This window comes from Enterococcus sp. C76, assembly GCF_040886985.1.
Lineage (GTDB): Bacteria > Bacillota > Bacilli > Lactobacillales > Enterococcaceae > Enterococcus_B > Enterococcus_B lactis.
The window spans coordinates 78,916-98,494 of the sequence record NZ_JBFOEY010000004.1; the positions used below are offsets into that span (position 1 = coordinate 78,916).

18 protein-coding genes are annotated in these 19,579 nt (G+C 34.6%); 3 read left to right on the top strand and 15 right to left on the bottom strand.

Annotation, left to right across the window (positions count from 1 at the left end):
- Positions 1-41: 41 nt before the first annotated feature.
- Entirely contained in the window at positions 42-512 is a 471-nt protein-coding gene (locus AB3I00_RS06715; RefSeq protein WP_002310319.1) for a GtrA family protein, read from the bottom strand.
- A 47-nt stretch (positions 513-559) separates the two neighbouring features.
- Complete coding sequence (locus AB3I00_RS06720; protein ID WP_368024979.1) at positions 560-1,459, bottom strand: cation diffusion facilitator family transporter; 900 nt, start codon at positions 1,457-1,459, stop codon at positions 560-562.
- Between the two features lie 160 nt (positions 1,460-1,619).
- On the opposite strand from AB3I00_RS06720, the gene AB3I00_RS06725 reads away from it, so the two are divergent.
- Complete coding sequence (locus AB3I00_RS06725; protein ID WP_070770754.1) at positions 1,620-2,423, top strand: DUF1189 domain-containing protein; 804 nt, start codon at positions 1,620-1,622, stop codon at positions 2,421-2,423.
- Positions 2,424-2,641: 218 nt separating this feature from the next.
- Positions 2,642-3,589 (top strand): phosphoglycerate dehydrogenase, encoded by a 948-nt coding sequence (locus AB3I00_RS06730; RefSeq protein ID WP_002315314.1) that lies wholly within the window; start codon positions 2,642-2,644, stop codon positions 3,587-3,589.
- A 59-nt stretch (positions 3,590-3,648) separates the two neighbouring features.
- Here AB3I00_RS06730 and AB3I00_RS06735 read toward each other — a convergent pair whose 3' ends face one another.
- From AB3I00_RS06735 to mltG, 8 genes are all read right to left on the bottom strand, one after another.
- Positions 3,649-3,942, bottom strand: coding sequence for a HesB/YadR/YfhF family protein (locus AB3I00_RS06735; protein ID WP_002292868.1), 294 nt, complete (start codon positions 3,940-3,942; stop codon positions 3,649-3,651).
- Between the two features lie 16 nt (positions 3,943-3,958).
- On the bottom strand, positions 3,959-4,624 hold the full coding sequence (locus AB3I00_RS06740; protein ID WP_002315315.1) for a TrkA family potassium uptake protein: 666 nt from the start codon (positions 4,622-4,624) through the stop codon (positions 3,959-3,961).
- Between the two features lie 243 nt (positions 4,625-4,867).
- Positions 4,868-7,981: an N-acetylmuramoyl-L-alanine amidase gene (locus AB3I00_RS06745; RefSeq protein WP_368024980.1), complete on the bottom strand. Its 3,114-nt coding sequence runs from the start codon at positions 7,979-7,981 to the stop codon at positions 4,868-4,870.
- 176 nt (positions 7,982-8,157) lie between these two features.
- Positions 8,158-8,790 (bottom strand): response regulator transcription factor, encoded by a 633-nt coding sequence (locus AB3I00_RS06750; protein WP_002289153.1) that lies wholly within the window; start codon positions 8,788-8,790, stop codon positions 8,158-8,160.
- Between the two features lie 6 nt (positions 8,791-8,796).
- A complete protein-coding gene (gene liaS, locus AB3I00_RS06755) occupies positions 8,797-9,864 on the bottom strand; it encodes a two-component system sensor histidine kinase LiaS (RefSeq protein WP_002289154.1) in 1,068 nt (355 codons plus the stop codon).
- Positions 9,861-10,592 (bottom strand): cell wall-active antibiotics response protein LiaF, encoded by a 732-nt coding sequence (liaF, locus tag AB3I00_RS06760; protein WP_368024981.1) that lies wholly within the window; start codon positions 10,590-10,592, stop codon positions 9,861-9,863. Before liaF ends, liaS begins: the two co-directional genes overlap by 4 nt.
- A 168-nt stretch (positions 10,593-10,760) precedes the next feature.
- Positions 10,761-11,240 (bottom strand): transcription elongation factor GreA, encoded by a 480-nt coding sequence (gene greA, locus AB3I00_RS06765; RefSeq protein WP_002289156.1) that lies wholly within the window; start codon positions 11,238-11,240, stop codon positions 10,761-10,763.
- Positions 11,241-11,375: 135 nt separating this feature from the next.
- A complete protein-coding gene (gene mltG, locus AB3I00_RS06770) occupies positions 11,376-12,551 on the bottom strand; it encodes an endolytic transglycosylase MltG (RefSeq protein WP_002289159.1) in 1,176 nt (391 codons plus the stop codon).
- A 164-nt stretch (positions 12,552-12,715) separates the two neighbouring features.
- Here mltG and AB3I00_RS06775 point away from each other — a divergent pair, with 164 nt between their 5' ends.
- Complete coding sequence (locus AB3I00_RS06775; protein WP_016628659.1) at positions 12,716-13,876, top strand: serine hydrolase; 1,161 nt, start codon at positions 12,716-12,718, stop codon at positions 13,874-13,876.
- A 38-nt stretch (positions 13,877-13,914) separates the two neighbouring features.
- On the opposite strand, the gene AB3I00_RS06780 is transcribed toward AB3I00_RS06775, so the two are convergent.
- From AB3I00_RS06780 to AB3I00_RS06800, 5 genes are read right to left on the bottom strand one after another with little or no spacing between them, the layout of a single operon-like run.
- On the bottom strand, positions 13,915-14,862 hold the full coding sequence (locus AB3I00_RS06780; protein WP_368024982.1) for an NAD-dependent epimerase/dehydratase family protein: 948 nt from the start codon (positions 14,860-14,862) through the stop codon (positions 13,915-13,917).
- Positions 14,863-14,913: 51 nt separating this feature from the next.
- Entirely contained in the window at positions 14,914-16,344 is a 1,431-nt protein-coding gene (locus AB3I00_RS06785; RefSeq protein WP_025478856.1) for a lipopolysaccharide biosynthesis protein, read from the bottom strand.
- 33 nt (positions 16,345-16,377) lie between these two features.
- On the bottom strand, positions 16,378-17,313 hold the full coding sequence (locus tag AB3I00_RS06790) for a lipopolysaccharide biosynthesis protein (protein ID WP_104835779.1): 936 nt from the start codon (positions 17,311-17,313) through the stop codon (positions 16,378-16,380).
- A gap of 46 nt (positions 17,314-17,359) precedes the next feature.
- Positions 17,360-18,184: a phosphorylcholine transferase LicD gene (locus tag AB3I00_RS06795; protein ID WP_002314199.1), complete on the bottom strand. Its 825-nt coding sequence runs from the start codon at positions 18,182-18,184 to the stop codon at positions 17,360-17,362.
- Positions 18,184-19,575 carry an O-antigen ligase gene (locus tag AB3I00_RS06800; protein ID WP_002314200.1) on the bottom strand — a complete coding sequence of 464 codons (1,392 nt, stop codon included), beginning with the start codon at positions 19,573-19,575 and terminating at the stop codon, positions 18,184-18,186. Before AB3I00_RS06800 ends, AB3I00_RS06795 begins: the two co-directional genes overlap by 1 nt.
- Between the last annotated feature and the right edge of the window lie 4 nt (positions 19,576-19,579).

The window sequence follows — 19,579 nt, forward strand, 5'->3', positions numbered from 1 at the left end:
CAAAGAGTAACAAAGAGAAGGAAATTCTTCAATAGTTATGCCTAGTCGTCTTTTTCTCCTTGGCCTACTTCTTCTTCAAAAACCTCAGTTTCTTTGAAAATAAACAACTTGCTGAAAATGTAATTAGCTAGGATAACAATAATTTGAGTGATGATTTTTGCCACATATTCATTGCTGTTCATGACATTGATTAATAACACCATTGCTCCCATGTCCAACCCGTAAGAAAGGATGCGGTAAAAGAAGAACTTACCACATTCAATAAGTGCATGTGTAAAATTCGGTGATTTTGAATGGAATACCCAAAGTTTGTTCGTCACAAAAGCAAACAGTACAGAACAAAACCATGAAATAGAATTGGACAGAGCCATACTTAAATCAAAATATTGGCGTGCGAGGGCAAAACTAACAAAGTTCACAATCGTAGCCAAACCACCAAAAAAGAGATAAACCAGTATCTCCCAATATCCCTTTGCTTCTAAATATCCTTTTATTTGTCGATACTGCTTCATGAGCCAACCTACCTTATTAGAAATTCTTATTTATCATACTCTATTTTTCAGTAACTTTCATCTTTATTTAAAAAAATTAATTTTTTTTGGTCTTTTACATGTGTCTCTGCTTGGATCGTTACATGTGTAATCCCATACTTTAATTTTAATAAAGAAGTTATACGCGGATATACCTTTTCAATCTCGCTTAGCAGCTGATCTTCAAAATCAATATGTCCGTCGAAAATAATAATCTTTTCGCTATACTGCCAAATATGGACATGATGAACATCTTTTACCCCTTCGATTGCTTTGATTTCTTGCTCCATTTTTTCATAGTCGATTGTAGGCGCACTTTGTATCAAAATAGCCGCAGCTTTTTTAATCACTATTATCGCTTCTAACAATATATATATCGAAATGATCAATGTAATAACTGGATCAATCCAATAGATACCGAAAAATCGAATCAAAACTGCTCCGATAATCACACTTATCGAAGACAGTGTATCGCTTAACAAATGCAGATAACTAGATTTTATATTCAAACTTTCGTCTGCTTCTTGTCTCAACAATAACGTCGAAAACAAATTCGCGAGCAATCCGATAACTGCTACTATCAGCATCAAATGACTATTTATCTTTTCTGGGGAATTGAACCGTTTGAATGCTTCAACAGCTAAGAACAAAGATAATATGATCAGTATGAATGAGTTGATGAACGCACTCAATATTTCTAAACGCTGGTAACCGTACGTATGCTTTTCATTTGCTTCTTTTTGGGCCATTTTTTGTGCTCCATAAGAAAAAATGATTGCTAATGTATCACTAAGGTTATGAAAAGCATCTGAAACAAGAGACAAACTTCCCGACGCAACCCCTCCAATAAATTCTGATAAAGTGATCACCGCATTCAGCACCACTACCCCAAATAGCTTTTTTGATGTTCTCTGTGGCTGTGTATGCACGATTCATTCCTCCATTTTATTTGTATTGGATAATCTTAAATCAAGAATAACATTTTTTTGATATTTCACCAATCATTCAGATGTTTCCTTAAAGCACTTGTATTTCACTTGATACTTCGCTAGAATTGCAAGTGATGACACTACTAGATGAGGAGTACTTATGACAACAAAACAATTAATTATCAGTTCCTTTATACGATTCAAAGACCTTAAGGAGGCGAGAAACGTTCCATTTTGGAAAGCTATTGTCTATCTTCTGGTTTTGAGTGTAATTATGGCTCTGCCAATCTCTTTTCAAGTTTTTCAAGTCTTAAATAACATTCAATTGGATGGACAAAAGATTGCTACCCGCATTCCTGATTTTACAGTCCAAAGCGGACAGCTTCAAACAAAAGAAAAAGAAGGTTTCATTTACCAAACAAACTCCATTATCTTTACATTTGATCCAGAGGGAAAACGTACAGAACAAGACATCTCTACTGATTTGATGGGAAATTTCGTTAGTGTCGGGATGTTAAAAGACAAACTTATCATTGCTCTTCCCAATACAGGCACTACCTCTGCTTTATTGAATAATAATCAGTTAGAACTTCCCTACACCAATGAATCTTTAAAAAATTTAACAGGTAAGCAGCTTCGATCCTTCTTAAGTGAAGCATCTATACCGATTTGGGTAAAAGCCCTGACCTTTCTATTTTCGATTTATCCTAGTTTCTTGAATCTGCTGATCACTTTACTATTTGCCAATGTCGCTGCTTTTCTCTATGCACGCTTTCGACTAACAAAAGCTACTTTCCTTGATTGCTTGAAGACATTGATTTATTCAATCTCGTTACCGACTATCATTGCAACACTCTTGATGATCTTTCTCCCTTCTTTTGACACTAGTGCATTTATTGCTTTTGCAGGTATCTTTATTTTTGCTCAAGCTGTCAAAGGATGGTCAAAAATATCGATCAGTTAGAAATACAGACAACTTATTATTTCAACTTCAATAAACTCTTTTAGAGGTTGTGGCAGAAGCTACTTCTGGAACACCGTTTATTCGGAAAAAGAGTTGTGACACATCTTTTGTCACAACTCTTTTTTATTTATACAATATTAATTTCTAAAAAAGCATGGCACTTCAAAGTTCTTCTTATATGCGCTACACTTAAAGTAAAGAAAGGCGGGTAATCAACTATGTCAGAAAGAATCATTTACGCAGATCGTCCATTTCGTGACGAATTTATCGAAGAAATCCATACTATAGCGCCTGGTTATGTCTTCAAGACAGAATTACAACCAGAAGATCTACCAAATGTAGAAATCAGTTTAGGTTGGAACTCAAACTATCAAGAAAAACTATTAGCCTCTTCTAACTTGAAATGGGTACAGTCTATCTCAGCGGGAGTTGATCAACTCCCACTTGAAGCATTTTCAAAAAAACATATCTTACTTTCAAATGGAAGTGGTATTCACAGTGAATCGATCACCGAGCACGTATTAGGAATCATTCTAGGTTATTCTCGCGGTCTTTTCCAAGCACAAAGGGCACAGAGTGAAATGAAATGGTTAGGTTCCTCAATCCATTACCAACCTATCCAAGGGAAAAAAATATTAATCATTGGAACTGGCCATATTGGAAAAATGATTGCAAAGAAAGTCAAAGCATTGGATATGATCTGCTATGGAATCAATACATCCGGTCATCCAGCAGAAGGAATGGAAAAAACTTTTTCTTTAAAGCAACTTCAGGAAGTTCTTCCTGAAGTAGATTTCGTCGTCAATATCTTACCTCTAACGGAGGAAACAACTGGACTCTTTGATCAACACATATTTGAACACTTTGATTCAAAAGCTGTATTTATCAATGTCGGTCGTGGCGCTTCTGTTAAAACGCAAGATTTGATACAAGCATTAAACAAGCAGCAACTTTCCTTTGCAGCATTAGACGTTTTTGAGGAGGAGCCTCTACCACAAAATCATCCTCTTTGGAAAATGGACAATGTACTGATCACGTCCCATATTGCAGGTTTGACACCTGATTTTCAAAAGAAATTAATGTCTATTTTTTTAACTAATCTAAAAAGCTACCTTGCTACTCATGACCTTCAAACCAATCAAGTCAAATTGTCTGCAGGATATTGATAGCTGAATCAGCCTATTTTAAGCAAGAGGGTGTGACAACTTGTCACACCCTCTTGCTTCTATTGTTTTTTAAAGTGATAGGTTGGTTCTTCTAGTTTTGGATCATAATCTACAAGTAAATCATATCCTTTAAAAAACCATTCATCTGCATCCTCAATAAAAAACAGTGTCCCATCTATTTCCACTTTCTTGACAGGATGTTCAGGCTGTTCCACTGACATCCCAATCGAAAAACCATCATGAACTTCTGTTTTGCCGTAGACTTTTCCAAAAAAACGTATTCCGTAAGTTTCTGGCAGATCGATTTCTGATTCAAACCATTTTTGTGCTTTTGGCGTTACTGTTAATTCCATCCTAACAACCTGCTTTCTATTGATTCATCTTATCGTCTAAAATATCCACATCGCCTGTCTCACCAATCACTAGCAGATTATCGTTTTCACGAACGTATTCATCTGCTGCAGGTGAAGCGATCACCGTTTGATCTACTCTGCGAATTGCAACTACTGTTAAGTCAAAACGTTGTCTAAAATTTAATTCAGATAATGTTTTATTGAAAAATCTAGGATTGGATACTCGGATTTCTGCTAAAGAATATTTATCTGACAACTCTAGGTAATCTAAAATATTCTTTGATACTAAATTGTGCGCAATCCTTATTCCCATGTCTCGCTCGGGATGGACGACGCGATCAGCTCCGATCTTTTCAAGTACTCTGGCATGATACTCATTTTGGGCTTTTGCTAAAATATTTGGTACGCCCATTTCCTTTACCATCAGAGTAACTAAGATACTGGCTTGAATATCTTCTCCAATAGCGACAATTACATGATCGAAATTTCTTATGCCTAATGATCGAAGTGTCATTTCATCCTGTGCATTTGCCACAACAGCATGAGTGGCTATATTCATATATTCATTGACCCGATCTTCATTACTATCAATAGCCAGTACTTCTTGACCAGCTTCGATCAGTGTTCGGCAGATACTTCCGCCAAATCGTCCAAGACCTACAATTGCAAAATTTTGTTTCACCGTTTTCCTCCTTTAGTATCTTCTTTTCTCAGTATAACAAAGCCTTTACAAAAACAAAAGCAAGCATTCTTTTGCGGAAAAAGAGGTTGTAAAAGAGACGTTCAACCTTGAGCGACGACAAAATCGTGCCTTATTACCGATAGCAGTCTCTTGAATACTGTTTATTCAGAAAAAGGGACTGCGACACGACTTTTGTCACAGTCCCAAACTTTCCCCACTATCTTTCTTGTATAGTTTGTTTCACTATAAATTTTCGCCAGTCATACTCTCTACAATTCCTTTGGCGATCATATCGATATTATTTCGGATATTTGCTACATCATTTGTATTCGTTATGAAGCCTAACTCAGCTAAACGGTAAGGTATCCCTCTTGATTGCAATACATTCATGTTTAGTAAGTCAGCTCGCAGATTGATCCCTCCTGTGTTTTGTACCGATCCCCAAAGACCTACATAATTTCGTATGACGTTGGCGATTGCATAATTTTGTGCAGTCAATGAGTTCCCATTACGATGAGCGATTACATGACCGCCCGTGCTAACCCCAATGACGCCACTGTCTAAATGAAATTCTGATACAGAAGAAAATGAACTGCTAATCGTATATGCACCTTGCATACGTTGAGAATCTTGATACATATCTGCAGCTGTATTATAAAAAGTGATCCGATTCCTCGTTAAACGAGCAGCCCATCTTTGTAAATGAGGCATCAATTCTCCTCTAGTAAAATCACGCTCATTGACACCATTATAAGAAGCACCAGGATCATTGACTCCATGTCCCATCACAAATAGATGGTTAATAGATGTCTGATAAGGATTCGTCGTTGGTCCAGGGGCTGCTGCACCTTTTTTGACAATTACGACTTGGATTGCTTCCATTGGCAAATTCAATCTAGATGTTCCAGCATATTGATCATTTTTTGCCCAATCTAACCAGCCAAGACGTGCTGAATGGACTCGGTAATAAATGTCATAGAAACGATTTAATTGTCCAGTCAAACGTATTCGAACTGCCTCTGTATGAAGAGCTCTTCCAGTTGTTCCCGAAATCTCGTTATTTCTACTATAATTTTGCCAACCTATATTTTGTACATGACTTGTATACTCCACTACACCAGGAAGTGGCGTGTTTGCTACATTGATTCTTAAAGCTTCTATCCTAGCGCTTTGCCCTGTCAGCCCCGCATTGTTTCCATTGCTTTGAACAGATTGCCAGCCAATATTTCGTAAATGTGCTTGGTAGTTTATGGTTGGTACCGTTAGTTTATTTTTTTCATAATAAGAAATAGAGGTAGTTGGCCCATTCTGCCCCTTTACTACTAACTGAACTTGGATTGCTTCCATTTGAAATGAAAAACCAGAGCTACCAGCTTCACTTCCATTCTTTGTCCAGCCTAACCATCCGAATTCCGCTGAATGTACTCTGTAATATACATCAAAAAATTTATTTAAATCATCTGTTAACTGTATTTTTACTGCTTCAATTCTTTTGTTTTGACCATTAGTACCAGAGATATCATTATTTTCTTGCTCTTTTTGCCAACCAATGTCTTGAATGTGGCTACTGTATTTAACTGTACCAGAAAATTCAGAATCGGTTACATTCATACGAATAGCTTCTAACCTAAGTTTTTCTCCTACAGTTCCAGCTGTTAACCCATTTGATTGTGGATTCTGCCACCCTATATTTTGGATGTATGTTTGATAATTGATATTTGGAGGAATTAAAGAATTTCTTTGGTAGTAAGCTGTGCTTTCCAAAGGCCCTTTCTTCCCCTTTTCTACTAACTGAATTTGTATGGCTTCCATGCGATAACTAAAACCTGAAGTTCCTGCATCTTTTCCGTTCTTTGCCCACCCTAGCCATCCAAACTCTGCTGAATGTACTCTATAGTAAATATCATAATATTGACTTAACTGACCTGTTAAACGAATACGTATGGCTTCCATACGAAGTGAATTTCCCGTTGTACCAGAGTTACCACCATTTCTAACATATGATTGCCATCCTTGTTCTTGAATATGACTGCTATATTCAATGTCACCATTTAATGAACTGTTGTTCACTTGAATTCTGATAGCCTCTATCCTTTTTTTCTGTCCAGTTGTTCCAGCAACTTCTCCATTAGCAGTTGGTGTTTGCCAACCAATATCTTGTACATGTGTTTGATAGGTGATCGTAGGAGTCGCAGCTAACGCACTTCGTCTATAAATTGGTGAACGATCTGTGGTTTCGTCAGAAGTTTGTGCTGTTTCTTTTGTCTGAGATTCATTTTTTTCAGCTTCTACAATGACCGTGAATTCACCGAGGACTTTTTCAGCGTTCTTCAACTCTACCTTAGCTTCCCCAGCTTCTTTTGCTGTTACTTTACCGTTCTCATCTACTTCTATTACTGATGGGTCAGAAGATTCCCATAACGGATCCGATATGATACTTCCATCGGGGACACTCGTGTACGCAAGTTGTTTTGTTTCTCCTTTCTTCAATATTATAGATGATGAATCAGGTACGATAGAATCAGCCTCTTTTTGTTCTGGTTCCATATATTCGACCGTCACTTTTACTGTCAATGTTTTTTCTGCTGCTTCTTCTAATACTGCGTCATCTGAAAAATCTACTTCATAAATATAGCTTAATGGAGTCTGTTCGTTTGAATAAAAGTGATTTCCATCATACTGCCATTTTTCTGTTTCTAAAATCGTTTGTTCTTTCTCTGGTTTCAGCGTGTCATCATTTATTTCCCATTTATTATCCATTTTGTTTGCAATACTTGTAACCGTTTGATTTTCTCCCTTAAAATACGTTAATTCGCTATTTTGGGAAAGATCAATTTTTGAAAGTTGGTTAGATGAAACATCTAAATATGCTAATTTCTTTAATTCATGTACATCTAATTCTTTCAGCTCATTGTTTTGTACTTCGATCTTCGTTAAATTTTTAAAGAAATTGACTCCCTCTAGTGTCTGTATCTGTAACCCTTCCAAGTTTAACTGTGTTACTTCCAATAATTCATTTGATAAGTAACCATCTTTATCTGTATCAATCATTTCCAACAACCAATTTCGAAAATGATCATCAGGAAAATTGCTTTTATTGATTTCTATTTTTTCTGTTATTTCATTATTTTCTGAATATTCTCCTGAATCTTCTTCCTTAGCTGAGGCCTGTGGCAAGGAGTCGTCTGTACTTTCATGGGTCGTCGACTCACTCATTGGTTGTGTGGAAGTCTCTGTTGTATGTTCCGTTTTTAGCTCATCAGAAGTGCTGCTTTGAGTAACAGCATAAGCATTTGGCGCAATTGATCCTGTCAATAACAACAGGCTTAAGAATAGTCCTATCCACTTTTTCTTCATAATTTCCTCCCTCGTTCTTTCACTTTTCGGGTAAAGTTTTCTCCTATTACTATTAAACTATAAAAAAAGAAAAATGAACAGTTGGTGAACAGAAAAAGAGATTAAAAACAGGATGAATCCTTTATTTTATGTAAAAAAAGAGGGTAGATTAGCTAAATCTTTCCCTCAAAAAATCATTATTTCACCAAACCATGTTTGAATGCATAGATAGCGGCTTGTGTACGGTCTTCCACTTCTAGCTTAGCCAATATATTGGAAACATGTGTTTTTACTGTTTTCAGTGTAATGAACAATTCGTCCGCTATTTCCTGATTACTTTTTCCTTCAGAAATCAACATTAAAATTTCATTTTCCCGATTCGTTAGTTCTTCATGTAATACAGGCTCATTTCGCCGACTCATTTTTTCCATCATTTTTGTTGTCACTTCTGGTTCTAATACTCGCTCGCCGCGTTGCGTTGCCCTTATAGCATCAGCAATTTCATGTGCGGTAGAGGTCTTCAACAAATACCCTGCTGCACCTGCTTCAATGGCAGGATAAACTTTTTCGTCATCAATAAAACTGGTTACGATAATGATTTTAGCTTCTGGCCAATCTTTTAAGATTGCTTTTGTTGATTCGATACCATCCATTTCTTCCATGACTAAGTCCATTAAAATGACGTCCGGTCGAAGTGTCATCGCCTTCTCATAGCCTTGTCGTCCATTTTCAGCTTCTCCAATTACTTCAATGTCTTCTTGAATAGATAAATAAGAAGAGACACCTAAGCGCACCATTTCATGGTCATCTACTAATAAAACTTTTATCATCCTTATCTATGCCTCCTTCATCAAAGGGACCTTGATTTCTACACTTGTACCTTGCCCTTTAAAACTAATGATTTTTACTGTTCCACCAATACCAGCTACTCGTTCTTTGATATTGTTCAATCCATAACTTCCCGTTTTCGTTTCATTCATATTAAACCCTGTTCCGTCGTCAATAATACGTAACAAAAGATTATTGTCTATTTTGTGCAAATATACCTCTAATTCATTGGCTTTGGCATGTCTTAATGTATTTGATAACAATTCTTGAACGATTCGGAACAAGTGATCCTCAATGGAACTAGATAGTTTTACATCTTCTACATCCCATTTCAGCGAAATCTGGATTTTATTTTGCAATTCCTTCAATAACTGCTCGATACCTTGCTTTAAACTTTTCTCTTCTAAATTGACTGGACGCAGATGAAGAAGCAGCGCACGCATCTCAGACTGGGAAGCGTTGATGATCTCTGCTACCATTTTCAACTGCTTGCGGAACATTTCTGGTGTCTCGCTTTTTTCTGCTTGCTCCGTTAATGCCGACATCATCATCATTGCTGCAAACAATTGTTGCGAAACTGAATCATGCAGCTCACGGGCTAATCGATGTCTTTCTAATTCTAAAATTTCTTCTTTGGTTTGTCCATCTACATATTGGGGACGGCTCGTTACAATTTGTAATTCACTAGATACTTCAATCATTTTTTCTTTTATTTTAGTGATTTCCTTATCAATATCTTTGATGTATAAATCGTCCGATGCACTTGGGATCGGAAGAAGCAACAATTTGGATTCATAATTGCCAGAAGAGAGTGCACGCAGCTTTTCTTCGATTTTCCCGTATTTTGTCTTTTGAATAAGTGATAATAATAGAAAGACGATTAATCCTACACCTAAGGAAATAGCTAACAAATGGAAGATAAGCGGAACATATAATAAACGTGCACGCAGTAATTCTCCCCACCAATGACTTTGATTACTGGCATAAAAATAAGTGAAAAGTGAAAATAGAATAATAAGGAAAGCCGCAATCCCCGAATAAACAGCTAGCATCGCTCTGGATATTTTTCCCATCATATTCGTATCACCTCGACATCTCCAATCAAGGTATTAGTAATAATCTTCAGTCTACGAGGGTTTTCATCATAATCACTGCTGTAGATTTTGATTTGTTCATTTTTCAAAGAAAATTGCTCTTCTTCAAACAAGACATTTCCTACTAATGTCGCATGCTCTAATCGGATGGCTACGCCCAAAGGTACTAAGATTCGTGTTCTGCCTATCCCTTTTCTTACAATCACAATATTATCATCTTTTGGCAAAAGCGTATTGCCCAAATCTATGATAGTATCACCAGAAATGACGGCGATGTTGATATCGTCCCATTCATAGACGTCGTTTCCAATACGTTGGTTACCGAATAATTGCTGTCTTTTCCGCTCATTATTATGTGTTTTTAATTGCTCTGTTTGGACCATCATGATCTGTTTCTTTCGCCAAAAAGCATTTTTGGTTAAATCTATCCCTGAAATCTCTACACCTTTTAGTCCAATAAATAAAACGGCAAATACAGCCATCATCCATAAAGCAGGACTGTTGACTAAGCTAAAAAAAATGACCAAACTTCCTAATATCAATTGAAAATTTTGAAATTTAGTACGAGGATGTTTGCGCATAGCTAGATATATATTGAAAATACCGAATATCACTAAAAACAAAAGTCCAGTATTGTTTACGATTTGCCAAACAGCAAATAACAGCAGTAGTGCTTCAACTACCACAAAAAAACGCCAAGAACTATTCATCGCTCTTTCTCCCTCCTGACACATTCTCATTTCATCATACCTATTTTTTTAACTGTTGGCTATAGGACTTTAGATGTAAGATCGTTTGTTGAAATCTAAAATACACAAAGAGAAAAAGATCTAGAGTGTATCATCAGTGAGATGAACTCTCTAGATCTTTCAGTCAGACTACGCTTGTTCTACTTTGACGATTTTAACTAACATATCGCCACCTGGAGTAGCAATAGTTACTTCATCATTTTTACGTTTGCCAATCAATGCTTGCGCAATAGGAGAATCATTGGAAATTTTGCCAGAAAACGGATCTGCTTCAGCACTTCCGACAATCGTGTACTCTTCTTCTTCTCCATCTGGTAGTTCGATGAATGTAACTGTTTTACCAATTGATACCTCATCTGCATCTACACCGTCGTTATCGATGATTTGAGCAAAACGAATCATATTTTCAATTGTTGTGATTCTTCCTTCAACAAATGCTTGTTCATCTTTCGCTGATTCATATTCAGAGTTTTCGGAAAGATCTCCGAAACCGCGGGCAATTTTGATTCGTTCAATGATTTCCCCGCGTTTGACTGTTTTTAGTTCTTCTAATTCTTTTTCTAATTTTTCTTTACCTTCTAGAGTCATTGGATAAACTTTCTCTACCATGTGTAACGTCTCCTTTTTTCGATAAAATACCGCAAAAGGTAATCTTTTGAGGAATATAGTCCAAAAAAGATTACCACGCTTTTCTTCAAATGTAAATGTTTTTCTAAAAATGATCAATGTCTAGAGCCTGTTTTTCTAAGAATTATTTACATATTTTTCCACTAATTCCATATGTTCTTCATATGTTTTAGCGAAATAAACATTTCCAGTGCTCGTATCTGCTACGAAATAATAATAGTCATTTTCTGCTGGTTCTAATACTGCCTTGATTGCCTCTTCGCTTGGATTGTCAAAAGGTCCAGGTCCATAGCCGGTATTGGTATACAAATTATATGGTGAATCTACAGCTGTATCTTCATACGTCACTAATTCTTTGTGTTCACCTAATGCGTATAAAACAGAGATATCTGACTGAAGTGGCATATTTGCCTTGATTCGGTTAAAGAAGACTTGTGCAATGTTTTTACGATCGTTTTCTTTTACGCCTTCTTTTTCAACTAGAGAAGCTAGAGTTAAAACTTCTTGTACAGTCAAATTTTTCTGCTTGATAGCTGAATAATAGTTTTGCATGACCGTATTCGTCTTGTTCACCATTTCAATCACTAGATCCTTAAGCGAAGTACTCGTGTAATAATCATATGTGGCTGGGAATAAGTAACCTTCCAAACGGTATTTTGTGTTCTCAGCTTTAGATGCACTTTCCAACAGTTCTGGGAATTTTTGGTGCAACTCATTAAAGAAAGTCTCATCATTCACTAAATCTAAAAATTCTTTCTTGTCTTTACCAGTTACCTTCGCTACCCGTTCAGCAATCTGATCGATATCGTACCCTTCTGGAATGGCAATTTTCCCATCTGCAACTTTTGTTGGCTCAGAAGTGCCGCCTTCTTGCAGCTGTTTGCCAATCTCGTCAAGAGTCATATTAGGCGCTAACTGATAATAGCCAGCTTGAAAGCCAGTTAAATTTTTAAATTTTGTATAATAATTGAAAACAATCCCGCTTTTAATAATATTGTCCTTCTCCAAAATCTCACCAATCTGCTTGTTAGAAGAGCCACTCGGGATCTCCACTTGGACTAATTGGTCATCTGATTTATCTAAAGGCTTCAACCCGCTATCTACATAACGATACACGGTAAATCCAAGAAATCCGCCAATAATTAATAATGTAAGAGCAATCACTAAAATGATCTTCCTCACAATCTTATCTTCTTTTTTACGCAGATTTCTCCGCTTGTCGATTATATCTGCTGTAGCTGCCTTACTGGCTTCTTTTTTATCTTTACTTGGGTGTTGTTTGTTTCCTGACAAAACAACTCCTCCTTACTATCATCTTCGTAACTCTGTTTATTATACATGAAATTTCTACTGCCGTGAATTATTTTACCAAATATTATGTCAAAATTGTAAGTGGCAAATACTCTTTTTGAGGATTACAATGAAAAATAGTTAAAAATGGATAGAAAGGAATTAACATGTCAAAAGGAAAACATCGAAAAAAACAAAAAATTTCTATTTCTTTTCTTGTAATTTTATTATTGTCTGTCAGCTTCTTTTCAACAGGCATCATTATAGGAGGTCAATTAACAAAAATACCTCAGTCCCAAACTTATAAAGCGGAGCCAACACAACTTACTTCCAATTTAACGCCCGATGAGCAGAGGCTTGCTAGCAAAATTGATCAATTACTACAAAAATCAGATTATATCGGTTCGATTTATGTTCGCAAAAATAATCGCGTACTATTAGAAAAAGGATATGGATATGCAAATCTGCGCGTAAAAGAATCGAATTCACCTTCTATTTACTATCAAATCGGTTCGATTCAAAAAGCAATGACTGCTTTACTGATACTAAAACAAATCCAAGCTGGTAAGTTAACTTTTGACACAAAGTTAGCAGAATTTTATCCTCAGATTCCTGGAAGTCAGCAAATCACAATCAAAAATATGCTTTATATGCGCTCTGGTCTTCATCGAACTGCTTCTCCCGACAAACCTATGTCGGATAGTGAAATCATTCAGTTCGCCCTTCATCATTTGAAACTTACTGATTATGATACGTATCATTATGAACCATTGAATTATACATTGCTTACAGGGATATTGATCAAACTAACGAATCAGCCTTATGAAACTCTTCTAAAAAAAGAAATCATTCGTCCTCTCCATCTAGAACATACAGATTTTTATGACAATGTAAAAAATTCGCCTCAACATGCTGTATCTTACCAGATGTCTGCAACTGACGATTATTCAAAAGCATTGATCGAGCCTGAAACCGACATCCGAAATGAATTAGGTACAGGAAACATAAGTATGTCTGTTTATGACTTGAACAAATTCTTTACCAGTGTTCTTTCTGGCGGTATCATACCAAAAGAACTACTTTTCTCATTGTGGCAAAATAATGGTGATAAACATCCTTACAGCGGCGGTGTTTACAGTGGAAACGATTATATCCTTGCTCAGGGGAATATCAATCGATTCCATGCAGTAGTGGCGATGAAAAAAGACACTAAAGATGCCATCGTTATGGAAAGTAATATCCAATCAGATAAAAACATCAAATTGCCGGCCACTGATTTAAGAAATCAGATTTATGAACTGATGGAAGGTGTTAATTTAAAAAGCTAAGTCGAAACAAAAAAACCAGCATCTTGCTGGTTTTTGTTTTAGTTGATTTCTGACTTTAAATACCGTTCCATTCCGCTCAATATATCAAATTTAGGCTGATAGCCTAAAGAACGAATTTTTGAAATATCCGCTAAGGAATCACGAATATCCCCTGAACGCTCCGCTTCATATTTAAGCGCTAGCTCTGTTCCTAAGATTTGATCAATTGAATGGATCAATTCAAGTAGCGTAGTGCTTTTTCCTGTACCGACATTGAATTGCTGTCCTAAAGCTTTTTCTTCCTTGGCAACAAGTAAAAGTACTTGTATAACATCTTCTATATAAACAAAGTCTCTAGACTGACTCCCATCGCCAAATAAAGTAAATTCCGCTTTTTCTCCTGCCAATTGTTTTTTGTAACGATCCACTAGAATCGAAATGACTCCGCTATATGGAGAGTTTGGATTTTGATTTGGACCATAAACGTTAAAAAATCGGACAGCACTAGTCGGAACATCATATAAATGACAGTAATCCAAAACATATTGTTCTGCTGCAAACTTATCGATAGCATATGGTGTTAATGGACGGATGACTGATTCTTCTTTTTTTGGCAATGTTGGTTCATCACCATAAACTGCAGCTGAGGAACTAAATACTAATCGTTTTAAATCAGATTGATATTTTCGTGCTAATTCAAGCAATAAAAGCGCACTGTCAAAATTTACACGATGTGTTTCTAAAGGCCGTTCTACAGAATCTGCCACACTAGCTACAGCAGCTAGATGAAAAATATAGGCAAACTGATATTCTTTCATGATTCTTTCCATCAATTGAGGATCTGATACATCCCCCTCAATGAAAGTCACTTGTTTCTCCATATCCAAGTTTTCTTTTTTTCCCATTGATAAATCGTCGACTACTACGATTTTGTTTTCTTTTCCCAAATAATTCGCTAGCGTTGAACCGATAAAACCAGCTCCGCCAGTAATCAATATAGTATCCACAAGTTTCACTCCAATTGCACATATTTATTTTCTATTAACTTAAATATCAAACTAATTATCGGCTTTCATTAGATGCCAAAATTCTTTGGCACTTTTTACCAAATTTTTTCTAATAATAAATATATATACTAAGAAACTAATTAAATAAACAACCATACTTAAGAACCCACCGTCGAATACTATGTTACCAATAATAAACAAGATTGTTAATACGGTTTCTAATATAATTTTACTTCCTACTTTTACATCTAAGTATTTGCATAAGAAAAATTCTGCAAGATTACATCTTAATGCTAAACTAAATAAAATTAGTCCTACTGCAAGCATTATATTTCCAACTAAGAAAATAATAACTATAGCAAACAACAATGTTAATGATAAAGTAAGTATATTTACAAACAAAATTGTTTTTTCCTTACGTATTGTTTTTAAATAGGTATTTATCAATAAAGACATTCTTCCCTCGTAAATAACAATAGGAAATAGAATTCCCATATATTGAAGACTATCAGCATATTCTGGTAACCACATGCTTAAAATATATCTAGCTGGAACATAAAAAATTAAAAAACTATACGTAATTGGTACAAACAAATCTCTTATTGTTTTAAATAACCATGGAAGTTTCTCTTTATTCGAACGACGTAGCAGTGGAAACATTACTATACCTATTGCATTAATAAACGTCAAAAACATATTAGAGATACTCAAAGTAAAAGATAGTTTACCGAAAATTTCAATTGTCCATCTTTGTTCTACAAAAAAACGAATTGAACCAATAATAAGCATACCTGCAATACTTGATAACATCAATTTACTACCAATATTGATATTATCAACAATTTCTCTTAAAATAGATTTAAATTTAAGTATATTTCTTTGCCAAACCATATCAGAAATTTGCATCATTCCCCATAAAGTGATGATTAGTTTTGAAATGATATCTAATATAATCAGCCAAAAAAAGTTTCGTCCGCCTATAAAAAAGTACATTCCTATCATTATTACATATAAATATCTGTCGCCACGAGATAATTGAGCATACTCTTTTATTCTGTTTGTTGATTGTAACACATATAATATAAATGTTTTCATTATCGTAATAACAGAAACTACTGCTGTTAAAGTCAAAATCATTTTCTTATAAGATGGAGGCATGAAGAACTGACTAAAGATAATAACACCTACAGATAATAGGGTCTCAAAAAGGCATAGATACCAAAACTGCGAACCTAGATTATCTTTATCTAGATTTTCATATTCTTCACCGCCAATTTTTAAATAGATACCATCTATCCATCCTAAATGCAAAAAACCAACATAAGAAGAATAAAACACATACAGTTGCCAGTAACTATATTCCCTTACTCCAAGCAGTTTAGGCACAAATAAATTCAATAGTACGGAAATAGCTAAAGTTATGAAATTTGCTCCAACCGTATAATATAAGTTACGAAAAACCATTTTTGCCTTCGTGTTCAAGTTTTATCACATCATCTTTCTAAAAAACTATAATCATTTATCTGAATCAAATCGTATAAAGTTGTTGATCCAATTCTTTAGAGTGTATTTTTCTAATATTTTATCTGGTACCGGAATATATGGGGTATTTAAAAATTGTTTTAGTTCAGATAAAGGTCGTTCTGTTAGTAAAAAACAATTCTGCTCATTATAGAAATCCTGATATTTTACCATATTATTATTGGTTATTAGTTTTACTCCCAAAAAAATCGACTCAATAGGTCTAAGAGACAGTCCTGTTTGATTTTCTTGAACAATATCTAATATCGCTTTCGAATTTCCTTCATAGTTGATTACCTCTTGATAACTTAACGGCTTTTCATATTGATAAGTTGAAGAAGAATTTCGACTAGAATCTACAATATAGATCATTGAATCTATACCTACTTCTTTGAAAAAAGTTTGAAGTTCTGTTAAATAAGTTAATCGTCCTTTATCTATTCCTATAAAGCACAATTCAGACTTATATTTTTTCTCATGTGAAACGACTTTTAAGCTACTCGTATCAATAAATTGATTATTATAATTTAAGTAAAACTGTTCAACGTCTTTTTTATCAAATGACCAGATTTCGCAATTTAGTCCATCAAAGAAGTCAATAGGTGTATCTACTGAAACAGGATTACTATACCAAATAATAATACGAACATGTGGATAATGTTTATTTACGTACTTGATAACTGATTTTGAAAAAAAATGTGAATTTAGTATTAGTAATTCTATCCCATTTAATCTTTTTTTCCAGTCACCATATGCTATTCTGGAAAAAGTAGTATTAATATATCTGTCAAGATGATTTAAACATTTGACAAACATATTTCTTTTTTTAAAATAACTGTTTACGTCTATTCCAAGTTCAATTGCGTCTGTTGAATAAAGGACAGATTTTTTATCTAGGGTAATAATCATTATCTTATTATAGTCTATCATTCTTATTCATCCTTACTTCGATTACAAATTAATTTAATTCATATAGTTACTTTTCATAAAATTTATAGGGATGATGTGAAATTCTTTCTTCTTTTGGCGGAAGTTTCATATAGTCCCCGTATCTCAGTTCCAAAAACTTTTTCCGATCTCTAATTGCTTTAAATTTATGCCCCTCAAATTCTACGTCCTCATAATGCTCAAACCATTCTATCGGAAAAACTCCCCATACTTCATTAATAAATTCCATGTACCCACAGTACTTCGTCTGTTCAATCGGATACTTACGCACTAATTCTTCATATTTATTTTTCCAGAATGAGTAATTTCCTTTTTTCAACAGTCGACGGTACTTAGGATAATAAATCACCCTTTTAACCATTGCTTTAACTTTTGATCTGGATATAGCGTACGAATGGTTTAATGTAAACATCATGTTTGCACGATAGAGTTCACATAAATCGCCAAATTGTTTTCGTTCTTCTGGATTTTCTGGAAATCCATCAAAGGGGAAAATATCTACAAAGACTCCTAAATCAGGATCTTCACTACTATAATATTGCTTCGTTACCGCTTTTGTATTAGGATCAACTAATTTTGCGTAACAATATCTATAATTATCTCTCGTTTCAAAACTTAATAATTTATACGAATCATCATTTTTAAGAAGTTGGATTAATCGTTCATAATTAGGTCTGGTCAAAATAATATCCAAATCATCATCCCAAGGAATATAACCCTGATGTCGCTCTGAACCAATTAAACTTCCATAAAATAATGAATACTCAATCTGATTTTCTCTACAAATTTGGTCTATATAAACAAGGATTTCTACGCTTATACGTTGGATATCTTTAATCTTTAATTCTCTCATTATTCTGATATACCTCCCTTACCTACCACAGGATGTTTTTTTGATATATATCCCAAATATAGCCAAAAGATGAGGCTTCCTAATTTATTTACTAATACTAATTCTGTTAAAAACATAGCAGAAATCAAAATTGCAAGTACTACCATGGTATTTAATACATACGAATCGTAGTCTTTTATAGTACGCATAAATAGTTGTCGCAATGTATTCCAAATCTTAATTCCAAGAAATACAAGTAGCGGTATAGTCCCTAACAGACCTGTTGTTGCTAATAAATAGAAGATAAAATTATGGGAAGTTTGTTTTTTTGTTGCAATGAACGTATTCGGTAATTCTTTTTGAGCATAATTAACCAAATTACGAGGTGAACTCCCGACAAGCGGACTACTTTGAAAAATCTCAAACGAACTTTTCCATAAAGCAAAACGATTATTAGACACATCGTCCTTATTTACAACATCATCCCGTTTTAAACTGATAGAATTCTGATCTTTATCTGGATTTTCAGACTTTCTAGGAACATATCTTGCTGTTATATTGATCAATTTAGGGGCAGCATATTTCCCTGCTTCAGCAATTCCTAAAACAGCTCCAGTTCCAATAACCCCACAGATTACTGCCAATAACAATTTAGAAGCAATCGTCTTCCCAAATCGGTTATAGACAATAAAGAAGATAGCAAAATAAGCACACAATACCAAAGCAATCTCTGCTGTTCTTGATCCAGACAAAATGATGTAAGCAAATTGAAGAAGGATCGTAACTATGCTATAAATTTTTGCCATTTTGTTTTTATTCGTCATTAATAGCTTTACAGCAAGAAAAACAACTGCTACAGAAGTTGCACCGGCAAAATTAGGATCAGAAAAAATACCATACAAACGGTTTTCGACAAATCCTGCTCTAAAGCCATTATAAAATTTATCAAAAGGTGCTACGTAAGAATAGTGCGTAAAGAACATTCCTAAAGAAATGATAACCAAAGTATTCCAAATACCTATAATTAATTTTTCGAATTTTGTAAGAAATTCAGAATCAATACTATCTCTTCCAATACGATAAACAACAAATAAATAAATAACCTGCCAAATGACTAGTTTAATGTTTTCAATTATCCCACTAGGTCCATTAAAGAACGTAGAACACAAAATAGCTAATATAAATCCTAATAAAAGATAATCTGTTTTATAAATTTTTACGTCCTTAGATAACGCATCAATTATTAAAATGGCAAAGGCCCATACAGTTATCAACGAAAATAATGCTGTATCGATTTTTGAAGGCAAAAGACTATAAAAATTAATTAACCGAATGGTCAATGCGACTCCAAAGACAACTATAAAAATTTTTTTGCTTTTATCAGAAAAAACCTTTATTTTTTTTACATCCATTTTC